The sequence below is a fragment of the Gracilimonas tropica DSM 19535 genome (genome assembly GCF_000375425.1).
Taxonomy (GTDB): domain Bacteria; phylum Bacteroidota; class Rhodothermia; order Balneolales; family Balneolaceae; genus Gracilimonas; species Gracilimonas tropica.
This window is the reverse complement of the sequence record NZ_AQXG01000002.1, coordinates 166,465-188,591: the sequence shown is the minus strand read 5'-3', so window position 1 is coordinate 188,591 and position 22,127 is coordinate 166,465. Positions and strand designations below refer to the sequence as shown.

The following is a 22,127-nucleotide window of genomic DNA, read 5'->3' as shown; positions in this document are numbered from 1 at the left end:
TTAATGTGCTAATGAAAAATCCTTTAAAATGGTTCAAAAAAACCGATTTAGAGTGATTTTTGAATGACCTCAAAATTAAGAATTAGATTCTTAAAAAACGATAATTTCTGCCGGTACTTTTGTCACAACATGTAACAGGAAAAAGCCTTTATTACCGCGCGTAGGTTTACATCCGTTTATTGAGTATATTTATTATAAGGAAGGATAAAACAGTCGGTCTCAATTTGAGAAATTGCTTTTCAGATGAAATCGAGATGGAGTTGGATTTGGTAGAGAATAAATTTAAAAGCTTGATCCCCGGGTGGATATCTAAGTCTCCAAATTTATATTTTGTTATTACGAATGCAAGGGGTGATGTCTTATTCAGTAATAAGCACTTCAAAAAAATCTTTCTTCCCAAAAAAGATGCCTCACCCATCAACCTTTCGGATCTTATTGAGGATACCGATCTTCAAACGCTGCATCGGAATCTTGAATCTTGCCATAACAAAAAAGATGATCAACCGGTGGAAACCATTTACCGGTTCAGGCTTAAAGACACTAATCGATATAAGAGCGTAAAATGGGAGTGTTCCATTCTTGAGGATGAGCAAACCGATGAACAATTTTACAGCCACACCGGGTATGACCTGGTAGCTGTAGAGAAACAATCTGTAGCGGAAAAGCATTTTGATAAATCGCTGAACAACATTTTCGATGATCTTCAAATCGGGGTGTTGGTACAAGATGCAGATTCAAGCATTTTACTTTCTAATGTAAAAGCAGAAGAATTGCTTGGACTTAAAAAAAGAGAGCTATCAGGCCTTAAAGCCGATGATAAAAATTGGGATATTGTTAAGCCCGATAAGACTCCTTTTCCCTTTGATGACCTGCCAACGACTATAGTGATCAGAGAGAAGAAATCGGTTCGAAATGTGGTGATGGGAGTTTACAATCCCACTAAAGATCAATATGTGTGGTTGGAAGTGGATGCGCAGCCACAAATGAATGAAAATGGAGAGCTTGATCGCATTATTACCACATTTGTGGACATTTCTCTGCGGAAAGAAATTGAGGAGAAAGCAGAGCAGCAGCGTTTACAACTCCGCACAATGATGGATAATGCACCCATGGTGATTTTTATGAAGGACACCGAAGGCCGGTATCTTTTTTTTAACAGGTCTTATAAGGATTTTATGGGCCTGAAGTTGGAACCGGGCATTACGGATTACGATCTGTTTGATAAAGATTTCTCGGACTGGTGCAAGGCCAAAGATCAAAAAGTGATTGAAGAGGGTAAGAGTATCAGTTTCGAACATCGGGTTGGCGAGCAAACTTTTTTTGAAACCAAATTCCCCATCAAGAATGCGGATGGAGAAATTTTCGCGATCGGGGGATTTTCGCAGGATATCACCAGGCAGAAGAAAGAGGAAGAGCAGCTTCGATTATTGGAATCCGTGATAACGCATGCAAAAGATGCGGTTTTGATTACTAAAGCCAAATCTGGTGACGACCAAAGTCAGGTTATTACGTATGCAAATGATTCTTTTTATCACCAAACAGGGTACTCAAAAGAAGATATAATAGGAAAACCTCCGAGTATCTTAGAAGGGCCCGATTCGGATCCTGTTGAGTTGGAAAAATTAGGTAAGGCTATTGAAAACGAGGAATTCTTTGAAACAGAGATCATCAACTACAGGAAAAACGGGGAAAAATATTGGGTACGTTTCAGTATCGTTCCTGTAAAGGGCGAGGAGGGAAAGGTCACTCACTGGATTTCTGTACAACAAAACGTGACAGAGCGTAAGCAGTATGAGAAAGAGCTAAAAGATGCTTTACGAGAGAAAACCTACTTGCTTTCGGAGGTTCATCACCGGGTAAAAAATAACCTGGCGATAGTATCCGGACTTTTAGAATTACAGAGTATGGATACCGATCAGGAGGTTAAGTTACCCCTGCAGCGCAGTATCAATCGCATCCATTCCATCGCGATGGTACATGAGCTGATGTATCAAACGGAAAAGCTGTCTTCCATTAACATCAAGACCTACCTGGATAAGCTGATTCCTGCTATCGAGCAGACCATGCAGATCGTGAATGGAGTTGTTATAAATTTGGATCTGGAAGATTTTCAACTCAATATCAACCAAGCTATTCCACTTGGGTTGTTAATGAATGAATTGCTTACTAATTCCTTTAAGTATGCTTTTCTTAAACGGTTTGATGGGCAGATAGACATTAGTATGAACGTGAATGAGCATTCACTGGAATTTTTATACCGGGACAATGGTCCGGGGTTCAAAAATGGAACCGGATTTCAAAGCTCTGGCACGCTGGGTCTGAGTCTTATTCGCGCCCAGCTTGAGCAACTTCATGCTGAGTATGAGGCTATCACAAAAGGACGGTTTGAACTGAAGTTTACATTTTGCATTTCTGAACGGGGACCTCATTCCAATATCTGAGAAATTTTTTTAGGGAGCCGAAACCATTTTTTTGGGAATCGTAACATACGCTTCCGTTATTTAACACTAACTACAAAATACATGAATAAGAAAATGTCGGCGCTGCTAATCTTAGCGCTGGTGATGGTTTTGCAACCGGGTGTAGCACAAACCAACCAAATACAAACAAATCACCCCATGCTCTCACAACAAAAGGGTAACATCTGGAGCAAGCTTAACAGGGCATATCTTCAACCTAAATTTCAAAAAGCCGGTCAATTATCTGTATTAAATGAGGCTGAGATCTACAGTTGGTCGGGAGAAGGATGGTTTACCAATGGAAAAGTAAATTATCAGTACCAGGATGGAAATTTAGTACAGGTAATTGGTTCTGTATTTGACGGTGAGGGCTATACCATAGGCGACCGGACCACATACAGTTATTTGGATGGTTACCTGGCCCAGGAGATCTATGAAGAGGCAGATATGGAAACCAATGAGCTTCAAAACGTTGAACGCATCGGCTACGGTTATACTGACTTCAACGGCACAAAGCATCTTACGGGCATGTTGTACTCCGACTGGATCAATGGCTGGATTGTATCAGGCAAAGATGATTTCACTTATACGGATGGAATTATTTCCGGAGGTATCTATTATACAACCGATAACTTTAATTTTATTGAAGAAGAAAAGTTTACGGTAACCAGTAGTAACGATACCACGGTGATTACCTATTTTGTGAAATCCGAGAACGAATGGCTGTCAACCGAGCGGGAGATCTATGCCGGTTTTTCACCTCAGCAGCTATTCAATTATTACATGAACCTGGACCATTCCCTGTACGATATGATCTTTTCATATCCTTTGATCGTCCTGGAACTTCCTGACGTTCTCATTCAGGAACATCTGGATAGCACATGGGAGAATACCGAACGTATCAGCTCAAACAAATTCTATGAATTAGGAAACGATATGCTCACAAAGCTGCACAAAAATTTTGAGTATTGGAACGAAGTAGAATGGGCAGCAGAAGAGCGGGTTGAATATTACTTTAATACAGACAGCAGAATTGACTCAGCTCTTGTTAAGTTCAATTTTGAACCGCCTGCACTTCAAACCTATATGAAAGAAAGTTTTCTTCACGATAGTTTTGGAAATTTAGTAACCATAGTGACTCAGGTAGATTCCGGAGAAGGATTGCAAGAGTACATGAAGACGGAATTACGATGGAGTAACTCCGAACCTACTTCAAATTATGAAGATCCATTGGCAGCAAAAGGATTTAAACTGGCTCCGGCCTATCCAAATCCATTTAACCCTGCCACCAACATTCAATACACTATTGAACAAGCCGGAGAGGTATCCATCAAGGTGTATGATCTGCTTGGAAGAGAGGTCGCCGAGCTCATTGATGGCCGGCAGGCTGCAGGTTCATATACCATAAAATTTAATGCAGAAGGACTTTCAAGTGGAATTTATTACGTAAGAATGTCTGCAGGAAACTTCACTGCAACCCGGAGTATTTCGCTGGTGAAATAGGAAACGAGTTAAGTACTTTAAAAAGCCTCTTTAGCGAGGCTTTTTTTGTCAGACAATGTTTCAAAAGAGTTACTTCTTGAAATCATTTGCAGAAGAAAAGGCATTTTTTCTACGGGGATATAAGTGTTACAATCAATTCGAGTGAACAGATCATTTTAGATGCAAAGATATCTTTAATTCGCTTTCGGCAACCCCTATATTCTTCATCTCAACAAACTCACTGTAACCATCTGCAGAACGAATAAAAATCAAGGAATGAGCGAAAAGGACAAGCACAAAAAAACCGGCGCTGAACATATCAATTGGGATCTCTCGGATCTCTATTCATCCAATAATGATCCCCAACTGGCCAAAGACAAAGAGATAGTTATTGAAGATGCAGATGCTTTTTCAGAGAAATACCGCGGACGCATTAACGAATTGGCAGCTTCAGAATTTAAAACTATGCTGGATGAATATGAGGAAATCCTGGACCGTTCAGGTAAAATAGGCTCTTTTGCTTATTTGCAGTGGTCCACGGATACCACCAATACCGATTATGGAAAATTGGTGGCGGAATCGAATGAGCTGTCCTCGGAAGTATCCCAAAAACTGGTTTTTTTGGATGTAGAATGGCTTAAGGTTTCTGATGAAGATGCCCAAAGATTGATCGAAAGTGAAGAGCTGAAGAAATACAAACATTATCTGGAGCACTCTCGCCGCTATAAAGATCATGTGCTGGAAGAGGGGCAGGAGAAGGTCATGTCAGCAAAGTCAGTAACCGGCCGGAGCGCTTGGGTTCGGTTTTTTGATGAAACGCTGGGCGCAGCAAAGTTTGAGTTGGATGGGGAAGAACTTAGCGAGCAGGAAGTGCTGAGCAAATTGCATGAAAGTGACCGTGACTTGCGGGAGAGAGCTCACGCTTCGCTGACAAAGAAATTCAATGAATTAAGCCGACCGCTGACGTTCATTTTCAACACCATTTTGAATGATAAATCTACCAACGACCGCCTTCGAAAATATGATAGTTGGATTGATTCCAGGAATCTTGCCAATCAAACAGATCGTGAGACCGTTGATGCTCTTATTGAGTCGGTAACCGGCAAATATGAATTAGTTCAGCGCTACTATAAGTTAAAGCGTGAATTGCTGGGTCTGGATGAAATGAAAGATTACGATCGCTATGCACCCATGCTGGAGAATGAAGCTACTATTGATTGGAGTTCTGCGCAGGAAATGGTGTTAGACTCGTACACGAAATTTCATCCCGAAATGGGCGAGATCACCCGGGAGTTTTTTGAGAAGAATTGGATAGATGCAGCCATCAAGCCGGGCAAGCGGGGAGGAGCATATTCTGCCAGTACGGTTCCTTCGGCTCACCCCTACGTATTCATGAATTTTGATGGAAAAATTCGTGATGTGCAAACACTGGCTCACGAATTAGGACATGGAGTACATCAATACCTATCTCGTCAACAAGGTGTGTTACAGTCATCCACACCATTGACAACAGCTGAAACGGCTTCTGTATTTGGAGAGATGTTGGTCTTCCAGAAACTGATGAAAGAACTGGATGATCCCAAAGAAAAACTGGCGCTGCTTATTGGCAAGATTGACGATACCATTGCAACAGTTTTTCGTCAAATTTCCATGAACCGATTTGAGCACGCTATGCATACGGCCCGCAGGGAAGAGGGTGAGTTGACTACACAACGATTCTCAGAACTTTGGATGGAACAACAGAAGGCATTGTATGGAGATTCTGTCACCCTTACTGATGAGTACGGTATCTGGTGGAGTTATATTCCGCATTTTCTGCATACACCGGGTTATGTGTACGCTTATGCTTTCGGCGAATTGCTGGTGCTTGCGTTGTATGAAGAATTCACGAACCACCCCGATGGTTTTTCTGACAAATACATGGAATTGTTAAGTGCCGGAGGATCTGAATGGCCACACGAGCTGGTAGCAAAAATGGGCCTCGACATCACCCAACGTGATTTCTGGAACAAGGGGTTAGCCTCATTTGAACGAATGATTGAAGATGCAGAACGTATGGCAGACCAAATCAAGTAATCAATTATCAATAATCAAATTCCAAAGCCCAAAATTTCTTATATAGCATTTTTTGGGATTTATTGATTGGAACTTGGAAATTAATTTAAAACATGTCTTTAGACCGACAAGAAAAAGCTCTTCGAGAATTCAAACAGATACTGCAGGACCTGGTACACCTTCTGCGAACTTCAACACGGGTGCAATTAACCTATATGTGCTGGGTGAACCGTTCACGCCAGCAGTTTGTGTGGGAAACCAACAGCACCGGTTTGCCCAATGTGATGTTTCAGGATCGCGTTGCTTTTGAAAATCATTTTTTGAATGAATTCAAGGATGCAGAAGAAGTCATTCAGCTCAAAGTAGGAGAGGATGTTCCTAAAGCAAAATTGATGCATTATTTCGATTTTGTTCAAGCTGAAAACATCCTCATTGTGCCTTTTATAAATAAAGGTGAAACGGTTGCGCTTACGGTCTTGGAAAGTGAATTTGAGATCGATCAGGAGGAACTCCAGGACCGGATTATGGCGTATAATAATGCGTTGGTTAATGTTTTGGATACCTACCTTGAAGTGGTAGATCTGCATGAACATCAGCAGGAATGGGAAGAGTATGAGTCTGCCATTAACAGGATCGATTTCCATCAGCACCGGGTAGAAATATTGGGTACGGTGATGGAAGAGATGCAAAAGAATTTGCCGAATGGAGGCGCGGTATTGTTAGCCCCGGGTATGGAATCCTGGAACGTGGTGTTAAGGTCAAGCAAAGCTGTCAAAGCTCCCGATCTAGGTTTGCAGCTTGAAGAAAAAAGTGTAGCATATGAAGCTCTGGAGAAAGGTGAACCGGTCTTTACTATGCATTTTAATAATAACCCAAGGCGGATCACTTCAGCCGAAAAACGCACGGAGGGGGCAACTTTTGCTGTGCCTGTTATGATTCATGACCGACGACAGGGCGTTATCGTATGTTACGACAGTGATCCACTTACCTTTAAAGAATCTACGAAACACAAGTTGACGAATTTGGTCAGGATTGGAGCGCTGAGTATACAATCTTCTATGAAGAAATCCGGTATGATGGACGAGATACTTACCCAAAATTTCGGAGCCTTCATGCCGGAATTATGGGAAGCGGCTCTTCATGTAGAATTATCAAAAATGAAAAATGGGATAGGTCAAAACACATGGTTTGGCTTAGTAACACCGGAAGATGTATCGGGAATGAGAACCAAGTACCGGTTGGAAGACCTTCAGCAAATACAACGTGATTTTGTGTCCATGTTAAACCCATCCCGACACGGAATTCCAGGTATAATGGGTTACCACTCCGATTACGTGTATGCTTTTATGATACAAAGTGACGATGAAGAAGCCGTTAATTTTTGGATGGAGAAGCTGAAAGGGAAATTGGGAGAGGGACTGAAACTCTCAATTGGTGGTTCTATTCCGGTTCAGTTTAAGGTGGGTTGTACTCGCATCACACCCGATTCTGTCAATGCCTATCAAATAGTTGAAAAGGCAAAGAAAGCTTTATCTAAAGTGATGAATGATAATGAAGCAGAATTGGTGGTAGCCTGATGGGAAATGTGTATGTAATTGTAGTAGATGGATTAGGCGTTGGTGCTCAGGAAGATGCGGCTGAGTACGGCGATGAAGATATGAATACACTGGGGCATGTTTCTGAAGAAACCGGTGTAAAATTGCCTAACCTTCAAAAGATGGGTATTGGCAATATCATTTCTCTGCCGTCGGTTACTGAGAATGAAGAACCGCTGGCAGCTTATGGAAAACTCAGGGAAGTTTCGGCCGGCAAAGACTCTACTACAGGCCATTGGGAAATTGCCGGGATTCAACTTGAGCGTCCATTCCCTACCTACCCAAATGGTTTTCCCAAGGAAGTAATCGACCAGTTTTGTGAAGGCACTGGAGTCGATAAAGCCCTTTGTAATAAGCCGTATTCGGGAACCGATGTGATTCGTGATTTTGGAGAAGAACATCTCGCAACCGGAAATCCTATTGTATATACTTCAGCCGATAGCGTGTTCCAGGTTGCCTGCCATGAAGATGTTGTTTCCGTAGAAAAACTTTATGAATGGTGTGAGTTTGCAAGGAAAGAAGTGTGTACGGGAGAGCACGAAGTAGGACGCGTTATAGCGAGACCTTTCACAGGAGAAACTGGTCATTTTGAGCGAATTTCTGATAAAAGGCATGATTATTCTTCTATCCCTCCAAAGAATAATCTGGTACAAAAGCTGTACGATTCAGGCGTAAAAACCTATTCCATTGGGAAAGTGGCAGATCTTTTTGCCGGACAGGGATTCACCCAATATCGCCATACCAAAAGTAATGCCGAGGGCATTTCGCAGCTGCTAAGTTTGATGTCTGCTCAACTCGATAATAGTTTTGTTTTTGTGAACCTGATTGATACCGATCAGCTATTCGGGCATCGGCTCGACCCGGAAGGATATGCGGGAAGTTTAGAAGAATTTGACCGGGCTATTCCGGCTATTGTATCAAAAATTCGCGAAGAGGACTTATTGATCATTACAGGAGACCATGGCAATGATCCTTGCTCATCTTCTACTGATCATTCCAGGGAATTTGTGCCGCTTTTGGTATTTCCGAAGGGAAATGCAATGAGTGAGAATCTGGGAACGGGAGATACGTTTTCGAATATTGCCAAAACCGTAGCAGAATTTTTTAAGATGGAGAATGATTTTCCCGGAAAATCCTTTCTTAATTAACAAATGGAAGAATTTTAATGGCCAACGAATTTAAATTAGCTTTTTAATTTCGTATATTTCTTAATTGTAAAATTCATAAGAGCGCAGGCGCAATATTTGAGTTTTTCGGACGTGAACAAAGAAAAGCTTGAGCAACGACATATCATCTGCGCAACAGCGTACGCAAACATTCATTAAACGGTAAAAACACAGTGGCAAAAAGTTCAGGAATCTCTACACGCGAGTCAGAGTCATTAGATCGCTATTTGCACGAAATTGGAAAAGAGAAACTTATTACCCCGGATGACGAAGTTCGTCTGGCTAAAGAAATTCAGAAAGGGAGTCAGAGAGCACTTGAAGATCTTACCAAAGCAAACCTTCGTTTCGTTGTTTCGGTTGCTAAGCAATATCAAAATCAAGGACTTTCCCTTGGTGATTTGATCAACGAAGGGAACCTGGGATTGATCAAAGCAGCAAAACGTTTTGACGAAACCCGTGGATTCAAATTCATTTCTTATGCCGTATGGTGGATTCGTCAGTCTATTCTTCAGGCACTGGCCGAGCAGTCTCGAATTGTTCGTCTTCCGCTAAACCGTGTGGGTGCGCTTAACAAGATTGGAAAAGAGCTTTCAAAACTTGAACAGGAATATGAACGCGTTCCTTCTGCCCACGAGCTAGCTGAAAGTCTGGAAATGAGTGTAGGTGAAGTGGCTGATACGCTGAAGATCTCCGGTCGTCACTTATCTATGGATGCACCATTTGCCCAGGGTGAAGACAACCGACTTCTCGACGTTCTCGAAAACGAAGAGATCCCAAATCCGGATTTCGATCTGATGGGTGAATCTTTGAAGGTAGAGATCGAGCGAGCGCTTTCTAAACTGACCACTCGTGAAGCCGAAGTGATTCGATTGTACTTTGGAATTGGACGAGAGCATTCACTTACACTGGAAGAAATTGGTGAACGCTTTGACCTAACCCGCGAGCGTGTAAGACAGATCAAAGAAAAAGCACTTCGCAAATTAAGACACCACAACCGAAGTGCCGCATTAAGAGCTTATCTCGGATAATTCGAGATACTTATCGTGAGATGAAAGCCCTGCATGTCTTTGACGTGCGGGGCTTTTTCGTTGATGTAAATAGCTTGTTCTCCAAGAGATTTTCTCTGTATAAGTTTATGCAAAAAATGTTAGGTGAAGAACGTAGATAGGGTAGCCTGCCCGTTGTGTTAGGACTGGAATAGCAGGTAAAATTTTCAGACAGATTGTCCGGGTTACTTGATAGCCAAAAATTAACACACCTGAAGTATTCCCTGAAAAAAAGACGGCTGTAAAAACCGTCCTTTAAAGTTCAAAATTCGATGCCTGCCTGTCGGCAAAGGCAGGTTCCTTGTTGGGTGTTCCTAAGGCACCTGAACGTTATTCATGATCTTTGTAACGATGTCTTCGGGAGTGATGTCTTCCGCTTCCGCTTCAAATGTTGGAATGATACGATGGCGAAGAACATCCATTGCGATGGTGCGAACATCTTCCGGGGTTACATAAGCACGGTGTTCCATAAAAGCCTGAGCTCTCGCCGCAAGGTTGAGGTTTATAGTAGCACGGGGAGATGCTCCAAAACTGATCAGGTCTTCAAGATCATCTAAGTTGTAATTCTTAGGCTTTCGGGTCGCAAAAACAAGATCCACAATATATTGCTCGACTTTTTCATCCATGTAGATTTCATTGATGGTAGCGCGAGCATCCAGAATTTTCTTTGGAGAAACTACTTTATTCAATTCCACTTTTTTTCCTGTTTTGGCCTGTGCCCGCATGATCTCCATTTCTTCCTTCTCGGTAGGATAATCGATCTTCAGCTTAAGCATGAAACGGTCAACCTGAGCTTCCGGCAGAGGATATGTTCCTTCTTGTTCCACCGGGTTTTGAGTGGCAAGTACCAAGAAAGGTTCATCCAGTTTGAAGGTTTGCTCACCAATGGTTACCTGTTTCTCCTGCATGGCTTCAAGCAGCGCACTTTGTACTTTTGCCGGCGAACGGTTGATCTCATCAGCTAAAATAATGTTCGCAAAAATGGGACCTTTTTTGACCAAAAATTCCGCTTCTTTCTGATTGTAAATAAGCGTCCCAATCAGATCGGCAGGGAGAAGATCTGGCGTAAACTGAATACGTTGAAAAGCAGTATCTAAAACCGTAGCAAGACTTGAAACAGTCAGGGTTTTGGCCAACCCCGGGACCCCCTCCAGTAGCACATGTCCATTGGTGAGCAACCCAACCAAAAGCCGGTCGATCATATATCGCTGGCCGATGATCACTTTATCTAACTCTTTTCGGATATCTTCAATAAAGGCACTGTCTTTTTCGATCTTTTGTGTCAGTGCTTCCATGTCAACTGCGTATTCACTCATTTGATAAAACTTTATTTAATATTAGCGGATGATATGATTATTTTCTCGGCTTCAAAAAGTCATCAAATATAACAAATGGACGTTTTACAATCTTTTTTATTAGGAATTATTCAGGGCCTCACTGAATTTCTTCCTATCAGCAGTTCGGGACATCTTGTATTAGGTAAACAAATTTTAGGGGTTGAAGTGGAATCGGGTATCACATTTGAGGTGGTTGTTCACTTTGGAACGCTTTGCAGTATCCTTATCTATTATCGAAAAATGTTGGGCGATCTGATTGTCTCTGGATTACAATTCTTGAAGGCTCCTGTTGAAAAGAAAAATGACCCCAATGTGAAGATGATCGGATTTATTTTGATCAGTATGATCCCGGCAATGGCTATCGGTTTCACGCTTGAAGAACAGATCGAGTCTATTTTTTCATCTCCACTTCTGGTATCGGTGATGCTGATCGTCACCGGATTAATTTTATTTTCTACTCGCTTTGTAGGAGAGACAATCAAGGATGTGAGTGTGGTACGAAGTTTCCTGATCGGTATTGCACAGTCTTTTGCGATGATTCCGGGAATCAGTCGTTCCGGTTCAACGATTTCCGCAGCACTTTGGCTTGGCGTAAAAAGGGAAGAGGCTGCAAATTTTTCCTTTCTGATGCTGATTCCGGTCATAGCCGGCGCCATGTTATTGAAAGTTTCAGAGTTGTTAGAAGCAGGTCTTTCTGAAGCTGCATTTATTAATTTAGTGGTTGGCTTTTTTGCAGCATTCATCTCAGGTTACTTTGCACTCAAATATTTGATCCTGATCTTAAAGAAAAAAGGATTTCACTATTTCTCTTACTATTGCTGGCTGGTAGGGGCGGTTGGATTAACGTATTACCTTTGGGTATAGCCGATGCAAATTTTCGAGATAAAAATTCAAAAAATTGAGCGCTTGTTTCTTGAAGGCGGAGCCAAATATGGCTACCTTTGACGCTCATAAAACACAAGACATATGACCGTATATTTTTTCATCATGTTAGCAGTCCTGGCTGTGGGTTCGGCCTTGGCTATGATCATCAATAAAAATGTGGTAAACAGTGCCTTATTCCTGGTGTTGAATATGGTATCACTGGCCGGAATATTTCTTTTATTGAATGCACAGTTTTTGGCCATTATTCAGATCTTAGTATATGCCGGGGCCATTATGGTACTGTTCCTGTTTGTGATCATGCTTCTGAATGTTCAGGATGAAGAAAAATTATTCGATAAATTCAGGTTTAAATACCTTTTAGCTTTTGTATTAGCTATTGGGGTAGCAGGACAGATCATTTACAGTCTTGCCGGTGTTACCGAGATGCTCCCGGCTATATCAGAAAATATGGCAACAGTTGGCACCGTAGAGGCTGTTGGTGATGTGCTTTTTACAGATTATCTGCTTCCTTTTGAATTGACAGCTATTTTACTCACTGCAGCGGTAGTAGGGGCTTTGATGATCGCTCAACACAAAATTAAAAGAACAGAAGAGATATAATTATGGTTGGAATTGATTGGTTCTTAGGCCTCAGTGCCATTTTATTTACGGTTGGTTTGGTTGGAGTTTTGATCCGCCGAAATGCAATAGTGATCTTTATGTGTGTTGAATTGATGCTGAATGCAGTGAATTTGTCACTTATTTCTTTTGCCAGTCACCATGGAAACATTGATGGGCAGATTTTGGTTTTCTTTGCATTGGCTGTAGCCGCAGCTGAAGCGGTGGTTGGCTTAGCGATTATTATTGCCATCTTCCGAAATAATCTTTCTGTAGATGTTACAAAGATCAATTTATTACGCTGGTAAAACGCTTTATTAAAAGTCCGAAATTTGAAGCCTCTCCGAAATAATATTTGGTGAGGCTTTTTTTGTGTTCTTGCGTTTTGGATGATTCTCGAAACCTGAGTTTGATTTAAAACCGATAACGAAGAACTCAATTGTTCCAATCGAATCTCCAAAGTCTATAGTATCAAGAAATAAGGAGGTTATTCCTTAATATAGAAGGATTAGATCTCGAACTTGTATTCTATACAGTACAGTAGTCCTCATTTGTGTTAAATACTCGCTACTCTGGAAAGACGAGCTACTTTGTATTCTGAGATCATACTCCGGATCTCAAAAAAGATAGGTTCCAGAATAATTATAAGATTGACGGAACCATCAAATCCTCGAACTCTGTTTGTACTAAAACAAATACCCTGCAGTGAAATAGATTCCGTACCCTTCCCCGGAAAAACCGACATCCCCCCGAAGAATGAAATTGTTATTAAAGAAAGAGCTGGTTCCCCCAAATCCAAAGGTATAGTTCAGGTCTCCGATCACATCGCCGAAGGCTGTTTTGTTGGCAAAAGTGCGTCCTATATCCATGAAAAGTGTTCCTCCGAGCCGTACATCATATTCCGGAAACTCCAGTAGCCAGGTTCGTAATTCGGTATTCAACAACAAGGTATTATCATCTCTGAACCGGTTTTCAGGATAGCCGCGCATGGTTTCCTCGCCGCCAAGTTCAGGAAGAAGCCAATAGGGGACGTTTCCTGAGGAATGCTGAAAGGATAAGCGGTTGGCAAAAGTGATCTTTTTAAGCAGAAAAAAATGAGTATAGGCTCGTACATCACTTTCAAAAAGGAAATAATCGGCAGAGCTGCCAAATATAGAGTTCCCGACTTTGATTCCGGCTTTGGCATAATTTCCTTTGGTTGGCTCAAATTCACTGTCTCTGTTTTCCCAGACCAATCCTCCGCCTAGTGAAATTGCCCGCATGCCATCGACTCCCAAAGGCTGCTGCTGTATGATATATTGCCCGTTATCATTTCCCCAGGGAGTGCGGTACTCGAAATTGGCTACTCCATAGATATCCAGTTTATTTTTTGTGGAGTGTTTTAAAACCTGCCTGCGAAGCAAAAGTTCAATTCCGGTAGAAAATGACCGGTAAAAATAGAAATCGGAGCTGTCTTGAAGCGCATCGGGCAGGGGAGCATAATTACCAATTCCATAGAATTGACTTTGCAGAAATCTCGAAACGTAGAACTCTGAGGTAAAACGTTGTTTTTTGCCCAGAAATCGTGGTTTATCAAACAGGAAAGAAGAGGATATAAGGCCTTTGGTAGAGATAATCGCATTGACGTGTAAGTAGGAGTAAAACGGTGCTATACCGTCCTCGAATTTATAGCGGCTCATGATTCCTCCTCCAATTAGGCCAAGATCACTGCTGTAAGCGAGGGCCGGCAAAAAGGCATAATCAACTTGTTGTGTTACAGTTGAATCTGCCGGAATTGGAGCGGAGGTTGTTTGGGCAGATGCCGGCCTGCTTACAAATAGAATGGCAAGGACAAAACAATAAAAACAGAGATGGTTGAGTAGGCGCAAGTGAATATAGATTGAAAGGTGTTGATCAGATTACAGTGTCCTAAACTTATCTATTATCCATGATAGTTTCCCAAAAACTCTAAATACTGGGATCCTATTTAGGAAAGCACGAATTAAAATAAGGTAGCAAGGCCAATAACCAGGAAACTAAATAAGACAAAAGCCAGTGCTGCACCAATACCGGCTGAAAACCCATCAGATTTGATCTCTCTGCCTTCCATAGTAAAAGAAGGGATCAAGAGTTTCATGGGATTTTTTGAAAGCTTTGCAAGCCTCTCTGCAAGCAAAAGTGTTCCTTTCTCAGCAATACCAAATGTATTGTTTGGGAAATCAACGAACACCTTGCGAACAATAGCAGCCGGCTTGCGATAAAACCAGTCGGTGTCTAAAGAAATGGTAGGTGAAGTGTTCAAACGATCTTTAAAGAACCAGAATCCTACGAACGCCAAGATCAGTATTTGTGTCATCTCTACTAAAGTATAGACTGAGAATGGCTGGAATTCGGTAGGATAGGGCAATTGGCTATATAATAAATCCGGGGCAACACCGAACAAGATGCAGAAGAAAGCTCCAATGCCCATGGCAACTTTCATGTTTACGGGAATTGCTGAAAGATTGAATTCGGTTTTCTTCTCTCCAAACCAAGTATAGTACGGTAGTTTTAAACCTGTGTGCAGGAACGTGCCGATGGTAGCAATCAGGAGTAGGAGAATAGGCCATTCTAAATGAGCTTCTCCAAGCGCTTCTGATATCATGGTTTTACTTACAAACCCGTTTAGCAATGGTGCTCCTGAAATGGACAGTGCTCCAACCATATAAAGCCCCACGAGTAAAGGCATTTTCTTGCCAAGACCTCCAAGCTTATGGAGTTTACTGGTACCTGTTGCATAGATTACTGCTCCAGCTGCCATGAACAGGAGTGATTTATAAACGATGTGATTGAATGCGTGAGCCGTTGCTCCATTGAGGGCTATTTCTGAACCTACACCAATCGCCGTTACCATGTATCCGATCTGACTGATAATACTGTAGGCAAGAATTTCTCTGATGTCGTTGGCAAGCAAGGCATAAATAGTCCCGTAAATGGCCATGATCACCCCAACCCAAATGAGTATATCCCAACCCGGGAATAAACGGATCATTACATATACTGCCGATTTTGTTGTGAGCGCACACATGAAGATGGCTCCGGTGATGGTGGCTTTAGGATATGCATCTGCAAGCCAGGCATGTAATGGAGGAACGGCCGTATTAAGGGCTACTCCAAGTAACATAAATATATTGGCAAGATTATAAACCGGCTCAATGCTTTCAACCATCATAGAGCCGCCATTGGAAAGATGTAACAGAATGCCGGTGAGCAATAAGCCTCCTCCAAATGAGTGAACCAGGAGATAGCGCATACCGGCCTTATCAGACTCTTTTGTTTTACGTGCCCATATCAGGTAAGCGGAAGTAACCGCCATAAGCTCCCAAAAAATAAAGAGGGTGAAGAAATCACCGGCAAAAGTAACTCCAAGTGCTCCACCGGCATAGGCAAGTGCTGATGTTTGTTGTACCAGGTCTTTAATATGGAAAGCATAAATTCCGCCAATAATGGTGATCAACGAAAAAACAATACCAAACACTCTGCTCAGGCTGTCAACGGAAAGAAGATGCAGCTCGTAACTGGCAAAAGAAGTTTGCAATAGGCTGCCTTCCGGGAGAGTCCAAACAAGGAACAATGCTATACTGGGAAAAAGAATAAACGCAGAATTCCGGGCCCGCTCCGGTATCAGCGGGAGAACAACGGCTCCTAAGATCAAAATAACAGCGGGTACAGAAAGAAGCTCAACGATCATAATAGTCTTCGTCGCTTAAGATGAATATTTTGCCTAATCCTTTGGTCACAAAAATCAGTGCTAAGCATCCCAAACCTCCCCAAATGGCATAAAAAGCGGGTACATGGTTCCACCAATGGGAGGCATAGTCGGCGAGGTAAGTAAACTCGAGGATCAGGCTTACTATTAACAAAATTCCAAGTACGATCCAGTGCCAGTTTTTCATGATTACATAGGATTAAAGATGCTTGCAGCAACAGTTGATGCCATATCAAAAAAGTGAAAAAACAGATCCGGGTTCAATCCAAAAAGAATGGACAGCAGGGCCGTTCCACATAATGGAACCACCATAAATGGGGAAGCTTCTGTATGTCCTTCTAACTCAGGTCCACCTTTCTTGAAGTAAGCGCGGTGAATGATAGGGAAGAAGTATCCCACATTCAGCAATCCACTGATCACCAGGATCAGGACTGGGATCAACATCCCACCTTCAAGCGAACCGGTTGCCAGATACCACTTACTCACAAATCCATTTACCGGGGGAATTCCAGCCAGTCCCATTGAACCAACCGTGAATGCAGCCATGGTCCAAGGCATAACTTTAGCGATTCCGTTCAGGTCGCTGATATTCTTTTTGTGAAGATTGACCATAATGGCACCTGCACAGAAGAAGAGCGTGATCTTCATAGTGGCGTGAAACGAAATGTGGAGCATACTTCCAATTAGTCCCGTCTCAGTTAGTAATGAAACCCCTAACACAATGTAAGAGAGGTGTCCAACCGTGGAATAAGCCAATCGCCTTTTTAGGTTATCCTGAGCAAAGGCTAACAGGGAAGCCACGATAACCGTGACTCCTGCCAATACCATCAAAATATCGTTCAACCCGAATTCGGCCATCATTTCAGGCCCGAAAATGAATCCTACTACCCTGATAACTCCAAAAACGCCAGATTTTACAACAGCCACAGCATGCAGCAATGAACTTACGGGAGTGGGTGCAGCCATCGCCGAGGGCAACCAGCTGTGTAGCGGCATGATACCTGCTTTCACCCCAACACCTCCGAGAAATAGTAAAAAGATGACAACGGCCATGGAGTGGGAGACCTCAACATCCCCAAAGATACCACCGGGTCTGAATTCCAATGTTCCGGTTAATGCATAGGTTATTCCGGCGGCAGCAATAAGCAATAGGCCGGCTGTAAGGGTGTAGGTCAGGTATTTTCGTCCGGCAGCAATGGCTTTTTTATTCTCACTGTGAATCACAAGCGGATAGGTTGCCAGTGTCAGCATCTCGTAAAAGATTATGAATGTCAACAGGTTACCGGAGAAGGCAATACCGATGGTGGAACTCAAACAAATGGCAAAACTTGCAAAGTAGCGGGTCTGTTTCTTCTCGTGGTGACCACGCATATACCCGATGGAATAAAAAGAGGTAAAGATCCAAAGTCCGGATGCGATCAAAGCAAAGAAAACCCCAAATGTGTCGGCTTTTAGTACTAGTGGCAGGTTGGGAGCGATCTCCAGAAGTTGAAGTTCAATGGTATTTCCCTGCAGTGCAGAAGGTAATAGCGATAATACGAGCAGAAATTTTATGACTCCTGCCAAAATAGTCCAAAATTCGCGCAGGTTGGGTTTTCGTGAACTCAGCAAGATGAACGGTACCGCAGCCAGCGATACAAGAACAGCATATAAAGGGATGTACGTAAGCTCCATGGAGTTATTTACCTATTTAAAATCCTGCCGGAAACATGGTGAAAATTACATTTACGATATAAGCATTAAAGATACCTACCAACAATAACCCGATCGCCATTACGGCCATTGGGAACATCATACTTGCAGAAACTTCATTACGTTCTGCAACATCTGTTTCGTCAGATGTCTCGGCTTCGGGATCATTGAGATATACTTTCTCTAAAATTCGGAAGAAATAGACGGCATTCAGCAATGAACTGATCAAAATGACAGCCAATAATATCCAGTTACTGTTTTCAATGGTTCCCAATGCCAGGTACCATTTCGAGAAAAAGCCCGCAAGGGGAGGCAAGCCCACCATTGAGATAGCTGCAGTTGTAAAAGCAGCCATGGTCCAGGGGTATTTCTTCCGGTAAGAATTGTTGAATTTCGTGATCAGGGAATGGCCTTCTTTTAAGCGCAGGCTGCCGGATACAAGAAATAGTAATGCTTTCATCAGAGCATGGTTCAAAACATGGAGAACGGCTCCGATAAAACCAAAAGGGTTAGCCAGGCTAATTCCCATAATGATATATCCGATCTGGGAAACCGAACTGTAAGCCAGCATTTTCTTAAGCTCACTTTGTGCAATAGCCATCACCGATCCATAGAGAATCCCAATTCCGGCAAAAATACCTATGATGGTTGTGATGGGTAGCTGGTGATCGATGAGTTCAACCCCAAAAAGAAATAAAACGATTCGAAGCAAAATATAGGCCGCAACTTTGGTGCCTATAGGCGCAATCAGTGCTGATGAAGTGGAGGATGCAAAGGTATACGAATCGGGTAGCCAGCCATGTAACGGGAAAAGGGCTGCCTTCACACCGACTCCAACCAACATTAAAATGAGCGCGGCCACTACCGACGAATGCCCTATAACCTGAGGCAACATAGCATGCATATCTATGATATTCAGCGTACCGGTTACGGTGTAAAGGAACCCAACACCTAACAAATAAAGTGAACCGCCTACTGTACCAATGATCAAATATCGAAAAGCAGAAAAGGGAGCTCGTTTGGAACCGATGCCAATCAGTGCATAGCTGGAAAGGGAAGATATCTCCAAAAATACATATAAGTTGAACAGATCTCCGGTAAGTACCATGCCATTGAAGCCAAGCATCAGTAACATGGAAATAGCGTAAAAAGCCATTTTTTTGCCTGGGAATTCCCTATCGCTAATAAGCTTGGAATGTATCAGTACCAAAAATGCGACTGTATTAATCACAAGAACTATGAAAGCCGCAAGTCCGTCATAAACAAATTCAATTCCAATTGGAGGAGCCCAACCGCCAAAGGCATACCGGATGGTTTCTCCGGTTTGGATGATATTCATAAAACCCCAGGCCGAAAAGAAAGTGGCAATCCCACTGCCAAGTAAGCTCAGGTGCCTGACAACCTTACGGTTCCAGAATGCGACCACAGGAATCAGAATCGCAAAAAAGATATATGTAGCAGGTATTAAAGCCGGTATATCGGATCCGATCATTGAATCTTATCTAAAAGTTCTTCTTCGTTTAAGGTGCCGTAGCGGTTATAGATGTTGATCATAAGTGCGAAAGCAACCCCAAGAGTGGCTACCCCAACAACAATAGCAGTAAGCATTAGTGTGTGGGGCAGAGCGTTCAAATAATTTGATACTTCACTGACGGGAAGGTTATCGGCTTTTACCGGTACGGTAGCCCCATTTTTCATGGCAACTGAAACAAAAAACAAAATAACGCCTGCCTGAAAAATGGAGAGTCCGATGATCTTCTTCACCAAATTCTTTTTGATCAACATGCCATAGAGGCCAATCGCCAGCAGAATAATGGTAAACCAATACGCATAATGTCCCATAAAGAAATCAAGCATAGTCTTCTCCTTTTACCATGTTGTCATAGATCAGAGTTAATACCGTCATAACGGTAAGTCCAACCCCGATCTCGATGATGAGAATTCCCCAATATCTCAGGTATGCAGGCTCAAGGCCCGGAATGGGAAGTTCTCCGTAATCTAGGAAATATCCGCCCATTAAAAGTGCAAGCAACCCCGTTCCGAAATAGATAAATACTCCAAAAGCTGCCAGGGGCCGTGCGAGATAATCCTTGAATTGAAGTTGGGCAAGTTTGGTCCCACTGGCAATACGGATCAACAGCAATGCTGCGGCCAGCAAGGTACCGCCTTGAAATCCGCCGCCTGGAGAGTAGTGGCCGTGGAAGATCACATAAAAACCAAAGACCATGATGTATGGACTTAAGAACCGGGTTCCCAATAACACAATAGGACTTGGAGATCTATTCGTCATCTTCTTCTCCTTCTTTTCGGTTTCTTAGTAATAAAAAAGTGATAAGTCCTGCAGTGAAGATCACGATCTGCTCGCCAAGGGTATCAATAGCACGATAGTCACCGAGGATGACCGTTACGATATTTGGGGTATGGGCATCGTGATAGGCCTCCTGAATGTAATAGTTGCCGGGAACAGGAGTTCCGGTCATGCTAACTTCCTGATTCATCTGGTTGTCAGGATCTCCACGAAATGGAAGATCCGATGCAGCAAAAAGCAGCAAAAGAGTAAATGCTATGATCAAAAGTAATTTAAGGTACTTCAATCTTCTGTCTTATAAGTGGTTTGGTAAATGGCAACAACTAAAAGGATCCCGGTAACACCGGCTCCTACAACCGCTTCGGTAAAGCCCACATCAACAGCGCCCATGGTGGTAAACATCAAGGCCATCAAAAAACTGAACATGGTTAACATGACGGAGGCTACCAGCAGATCTTTAGATTCCAGCGCAATAACAGCGGTGATCAGCAAAAAGATGAATAAGATGAGTTCAAGTTCCCAGTACATCAGCCTTCCTTATCTTCTTTTTTATGATCTTCAAATGTGGGTTTGAGTCCTGCATGTAAAGCTGCCCGTGCCAAAGCATGAGCACCAATAGGATTGGCAAGAAGAATGAATAACAGGACCAATATCAGTTTTCCACCGTCGATGGTAAAGCCTTCATAAATGATCAGGCCAATGATGACAAGCATCATACCCAGCGTATCACTTTTACTGGTGGCATGCGTGCGTGAGTAAAAATCAGGGAGCCGTATAGTGCCAATGCTTCCGATCAATAAGAAGAAAATGCCGGCAGTAACAAGAATTATGGTAAAAACAGAGGTTATATCAATCATCGAAACGGACATTTACTTTATCGGAAGAAAAGTATTTGGCGATGGTTAACGATCCCACAAAACCGAGGATCGCATAAGCCAGTGTAATATCGATAAACATGCCGATACGGTCGAAAATGTAACCGATCAAACAAATCAGGACAATCGTTTTAGTGGCTATGGCATTGGTTCCCACAAGCCGGTCAAAAACGGTCGGTCCTTTTACCACACGATAGGCCGGTACGGCTATAATAGCCGTTAGAATAACTGCAGCATAGAGAAAGAAAGAATCCATTATCCTAATTCCTCCTTACTTTGTAAAACCTTAAAGTCAGAAACCACGGGGTGTAAATCTTTAGTGAATAATTTCAAAACTTGCCGGGGCATCTCGTCGCTTGCGATACCTTCAAAAGAATTGGGGGAAATGGCATGTACGATGAATTCATCCCCCTGAATATCAACGGTAAGGGTTCCGGGTGTCAATGTTATAGAATTCCCAAGAATCATTTTACAATGAGGGTTTGGGTAGTTTACTTTGAATTTTACCACGGATGTTTGAATGGGCAGGGATGGGCTCAAAAGGATCTTGGCTACATGGATGCCGGAAATCACGATCTGAACAAGCAGCCATCCAAAATAAAAGGGGACATAACTAAACCTGATATCATAGATGACATCGGTTTCCCCTTCAAAATAGGTATGCTTTTTGAGGCGATAGTTAATGGCCAATACAATACATACACTGATCACTCCCATCAAGCTGTGGGTGAAGTCAAAATAACCGCTCATCAGGTACCAAAATCCCATAAGCACAACAAAAGAAACAATAAGACTCTGAGAAGATATTGACTTCAAGTGATCATCAATTTTAGGTTAAGGGAATTTTATGGCCTCAAACATACAAATTCTGAGAATTACGCGAAACGAAAATCAGGCAGTTCT

Annotated in this window: 22 protein-coding genes; 9 read left to right on the top strand and 13 right to left on the bottom strand. The window is 42.5% G+C overall.

Annotation, left to right across the window (positions count from 1 at the left end; all coding sequences use genetic code 11):
• The first annotated feature begins 224 nt into the window (after positions 1-224).
• The 6 genes from B151_RS0104480 (at position 225) to B151_RS0104455 (ending at position 9,785) form a co-directional block, all read left to right on the top strand.
• Positions 225-2,441, top strand: a complete 2,217-nt coding sequence (locus B151_RS0104480) for a PAS domain-containing sensor histidine kinase (protein WP_020402408.1) — start codon at positions 225-227, stop codon at positions 2,439-2,441.
• An 81-nt stretch (positions 2,442-2,522) separates the two neighbouring features.
• The gene (locus B151_RS19370) at positions 2,523-3,962 is read left to right on the top strand and encodes a T9SS type A sorting domain-containing protein (RefSeq protein ID WP_051069713.1); all 1,440 of its coding nucleotides are present in this window, start codon (positions 2,523-2,525) and stop codon (positions 3,960-3,962) included.
• 255 nt (positions 3,963-4,217) lie between these two features.
• Positions 4,218-6,017 carry a M3 family oligoendopeptidase gene (locus tag B151_RS0104470; RefSeq protein ID WP_020402406.1) on the top strand — a complete coding sequence of 600 codons (1,800 nt, stop codon included), beginning with the start codon at positions 4,218-4,220 and terminating at the stop codon, positions 6,015-6,017.
• Between the two features lie 92 nt (positions 6,018-6,109).
• Positions 6,110-7,573: a GAF domain-containing protein gene (locus B151_RS0104465; protein WP_020402405.1), complete on the top strand. Its 1,464-nt coding sequence runs from the start codon at positions 6,110-6,112 to the stop codon at positions 7,571-7,573.
• Entirely contained in the window at positions 7,570-8,739 is a 1,170-nt protein-coding gene (locus B151_RS0104460; protein WP_026166468.1) for a phosphopentomutase, read from the top strand. The genes B151_RS0104465 and B151_RS0104460 overlap by 4 nt, the downstream gene beginning before the upstream one ends.
• Before the next feature lie 191 nt (positions 8,740-8,930).
• The gene (locus B151_RS0104455; RefSeq protein WP_020402403.1) at positions 8,931-9,785 is read left to right on the top strand and encodes a sigma-70 family RNA polymerase sigma factor; all 855 of its coding nucleotides are present in this window, start codon (positions 8,931-8,933) and stop codon (positions 9,783-9,785) included.
• Between the two features lie 332 nt (positions 9,786-10,117).
• Here B151_RS0104455 and B151_RS0104450 read toward each other — a convergent pair whose 3' ends face one another.
• Positions 10,118-11,119: an AAA family ATPase gene (locus B151_RS0104450; protein WP_020402402.1), complete on the bottom strand. Its 1,002-nt coding sequence runs from the start codon at positions 11,117-11,119 to the stop codon at positions 10,118-10,120.
• A 75-nt stretch (positions 11,120-11,194) separates the two neighbouring features.
• Between B151_RS0104450 and B151_RS0104445 the strand changes: the two genes are divergently transcribed.
• From B151_RS0104445 to nuoK, 3 genes are all read left to right on the top strand, one after another.
• On the top strand, positions 11,195-12,004 hold the full coding sequence (locus B151_RS0104445; protein WP_020402401.1) for an undecaprenyl-diphosphate phosphatase: 810 nt from the start codon (positions 11,195-11,197) through the stop codon (positions 12,002-12,004).
• A gap of 102 nt (positions 12,005-12,106) precedes the next feature.
• Positions 12,107-12,625 (top strand): NADH-quinone oxidoreductase subunit J family protein, encoded by a 519-nt coding sequence (locus B151_RS0104440; RefSeq protein ID WP_020402400.1) that lies wholly within the window; start codon positions 12,107-12,109, stop codon positions 12,623-12,625.
• Positions 12,626-12,627: 2 nt separating this feature from the next.
• Positions 12,628-12,930, top strand: coding sequence for an NADH-quinone oxidoreductase subunit NuoK (gene nuoK, locus B151_RS0104435; protein WP_020402399.1), 303 nt, complete (start codon positions 12,628-12,630; stop codon positions 12,928-12,930).
• 378 nt (positions 12,931-13,308) lie between these two features.
• On the opposite strand, the gene B151_RS0104430 is transcribed toward nuoK, so the two are convergent.
• The 12 genes from B151_RS0104430 to B151_RS19365 form a co-directional block, all read right to left on the bottom strand.
• A complete protein-coding gene (locus B151_RS0104430; protein ID WP_040516578.1) occupies positions 13,309-14,490 on the bottom strand; it encodes a BamA/TamA family outer membrane protein in 1,182 nt (393 codons plus the stop codon).
• Positions 14,491-14,603: 113 nt separating this feature from the next.
• The gene (locus tag B151_RS0104425) at positions 14,604-16,331 is read right to left on the bottom strand and encodes a Na(+)/H(+) antiporter subunit D (RefSeq protein WP_020402397.1); all 1,728 of its coding nucleotides are present in this window, start codon (positions 16,329-16,331) and stop codon (positions 14,604-14,606) included.
• Positions 16,321-16,536, bottom strand: a complete 216-nt coding sequence (locus B151_RS0104420) for a hypothetical protein (protein ID WP_020402396.1) — start codon at positions 16,534-16,536, stop codon at positions 16,321-16,323. Before B151_RS0104420 ends, B151_RS0104425 begins: the two co-directional genes overlap by 11 nt.
• Before the next feature lie 2 nt (positions 16,537-16,538).
• Positions 16,539-18,023 carry a monovalent cation/H+ antiporter subunit D family protein gene (locus B151_RS17965; RefSeq protein WP_020402395.1) on the bottom strand — a complete coding sequence of 495 codons (1,485 nt, stop codon included), beginning with the start codon at positions 18,021-18,023 and terminating at the stop codon, positions 16,539-16,541.
• A gap of 16 nt (positions 18,024-18,039) precedes the next feature.
• On the bottom strand, positions 18,040-19,533 hold the full coding sequence (locus B151_RS0104410; RefSeq protein WP_020402394.1) for a complex I subunit 5 family protein: 1,494 nt from the start codon (positions 19,531-19,533) through the stop codon (positions 18,040-18,042).
• Complete coding sequence (locus B151_RS0104405) at positions 19,530-19,898, bottom strand: cation:proton antiporter subunit C (protein WP_020402393.1); 369 nt, start codon at positions 19,896-19,898, stop codon at positions 19,530-19,532. The genes B151_RS0104410 and B151_RS0104405 overlap by 4 nt, the downstream gene beginning before the upstream one ends.
• A complete protein-coding gene (locus B151_RS0104400; protein ID WP_020402392.1) occupies positions 19,891-20,331 on the bottom strand; it encodes an MnhB domain-containing protein in 441 nt (146 codons plus the stop codon). The genes B151_RS0104405 and B151_RS0104400 overlap by 8 nt, the downstream gene beginning before the upstream one ends.
• Positions 20,321-20,635, bottom strand: coding sequence for a hydrogen gas-evolving membrane-bound hydrogenase subunit E (mbhE, locus tag B151_RS0104395; protein WP_020402391.1), 315 nt, complete (start codon positions 20,633-20,635; stop codon positions 20,321-20,323). The genes B151_RS0104400 and mbhE overlap by 11 nt, the downstream gene beginning before the upstream one ends.
• Positions 20,632-20,877 (bottom strand): Na(+)/H(+) antiporter subunit B, encoded by a 246-nt coding sequence (locus B151_RS0104390; protein WP_020402390.1) that lies wholly within the window; start codon positions 20,875-20,877, stop codon positions 20,632-20,634. The genes mbhE and B151_RS0104390 overlap by 4 nt, the downstream gene beginning before the upstream one ends.
• The gene (mnhG, locus tag B151_RS17960; RefSeq protein ID WP_020402389.1) at positions 20,877-21,206 is read right to left on the bottom strand and encodes a monovalent cation/H(+) antiporter subunit G; all 330 of its coding nucleotides are present in this window, start codon (positions 21,204-21,206) and stop codon (positions 20,877-20,879) included. Before mnhG ends, B151_RS0104390 begins: the two co-directional genes overlap by 1 nt.
• A complete protein-coding gene (locus B151_RS0104380) occupies positions 21,199-21,480 on the bottom strand; it encodes an MrpF/PhaF family protein (RefSeq protein WP_020402388.1) in 282 nt (93 codons plus the stop codon). Before B151_RS0104380 ends, mnhG begins: the two co-directional genes overlap by 8 nt.
• Positions 21,480-22,040, bottom strand: a complete 561-nt coding sequence (locus B151_RS19365) for a Na+/H+ antiporter subunit E (protein ID WP_020402387.1) — start codon at positions 22,038-22,040, stop codon at positions 21,480-21,482. The genes B151_RS0104380 and B151_RS19365 overlap by 1 nt, the downstream gene beginning before the upstream one ends.
• Between the last annotated feature and the right edge of the window lie 87 nt (positions 22,041-22,127).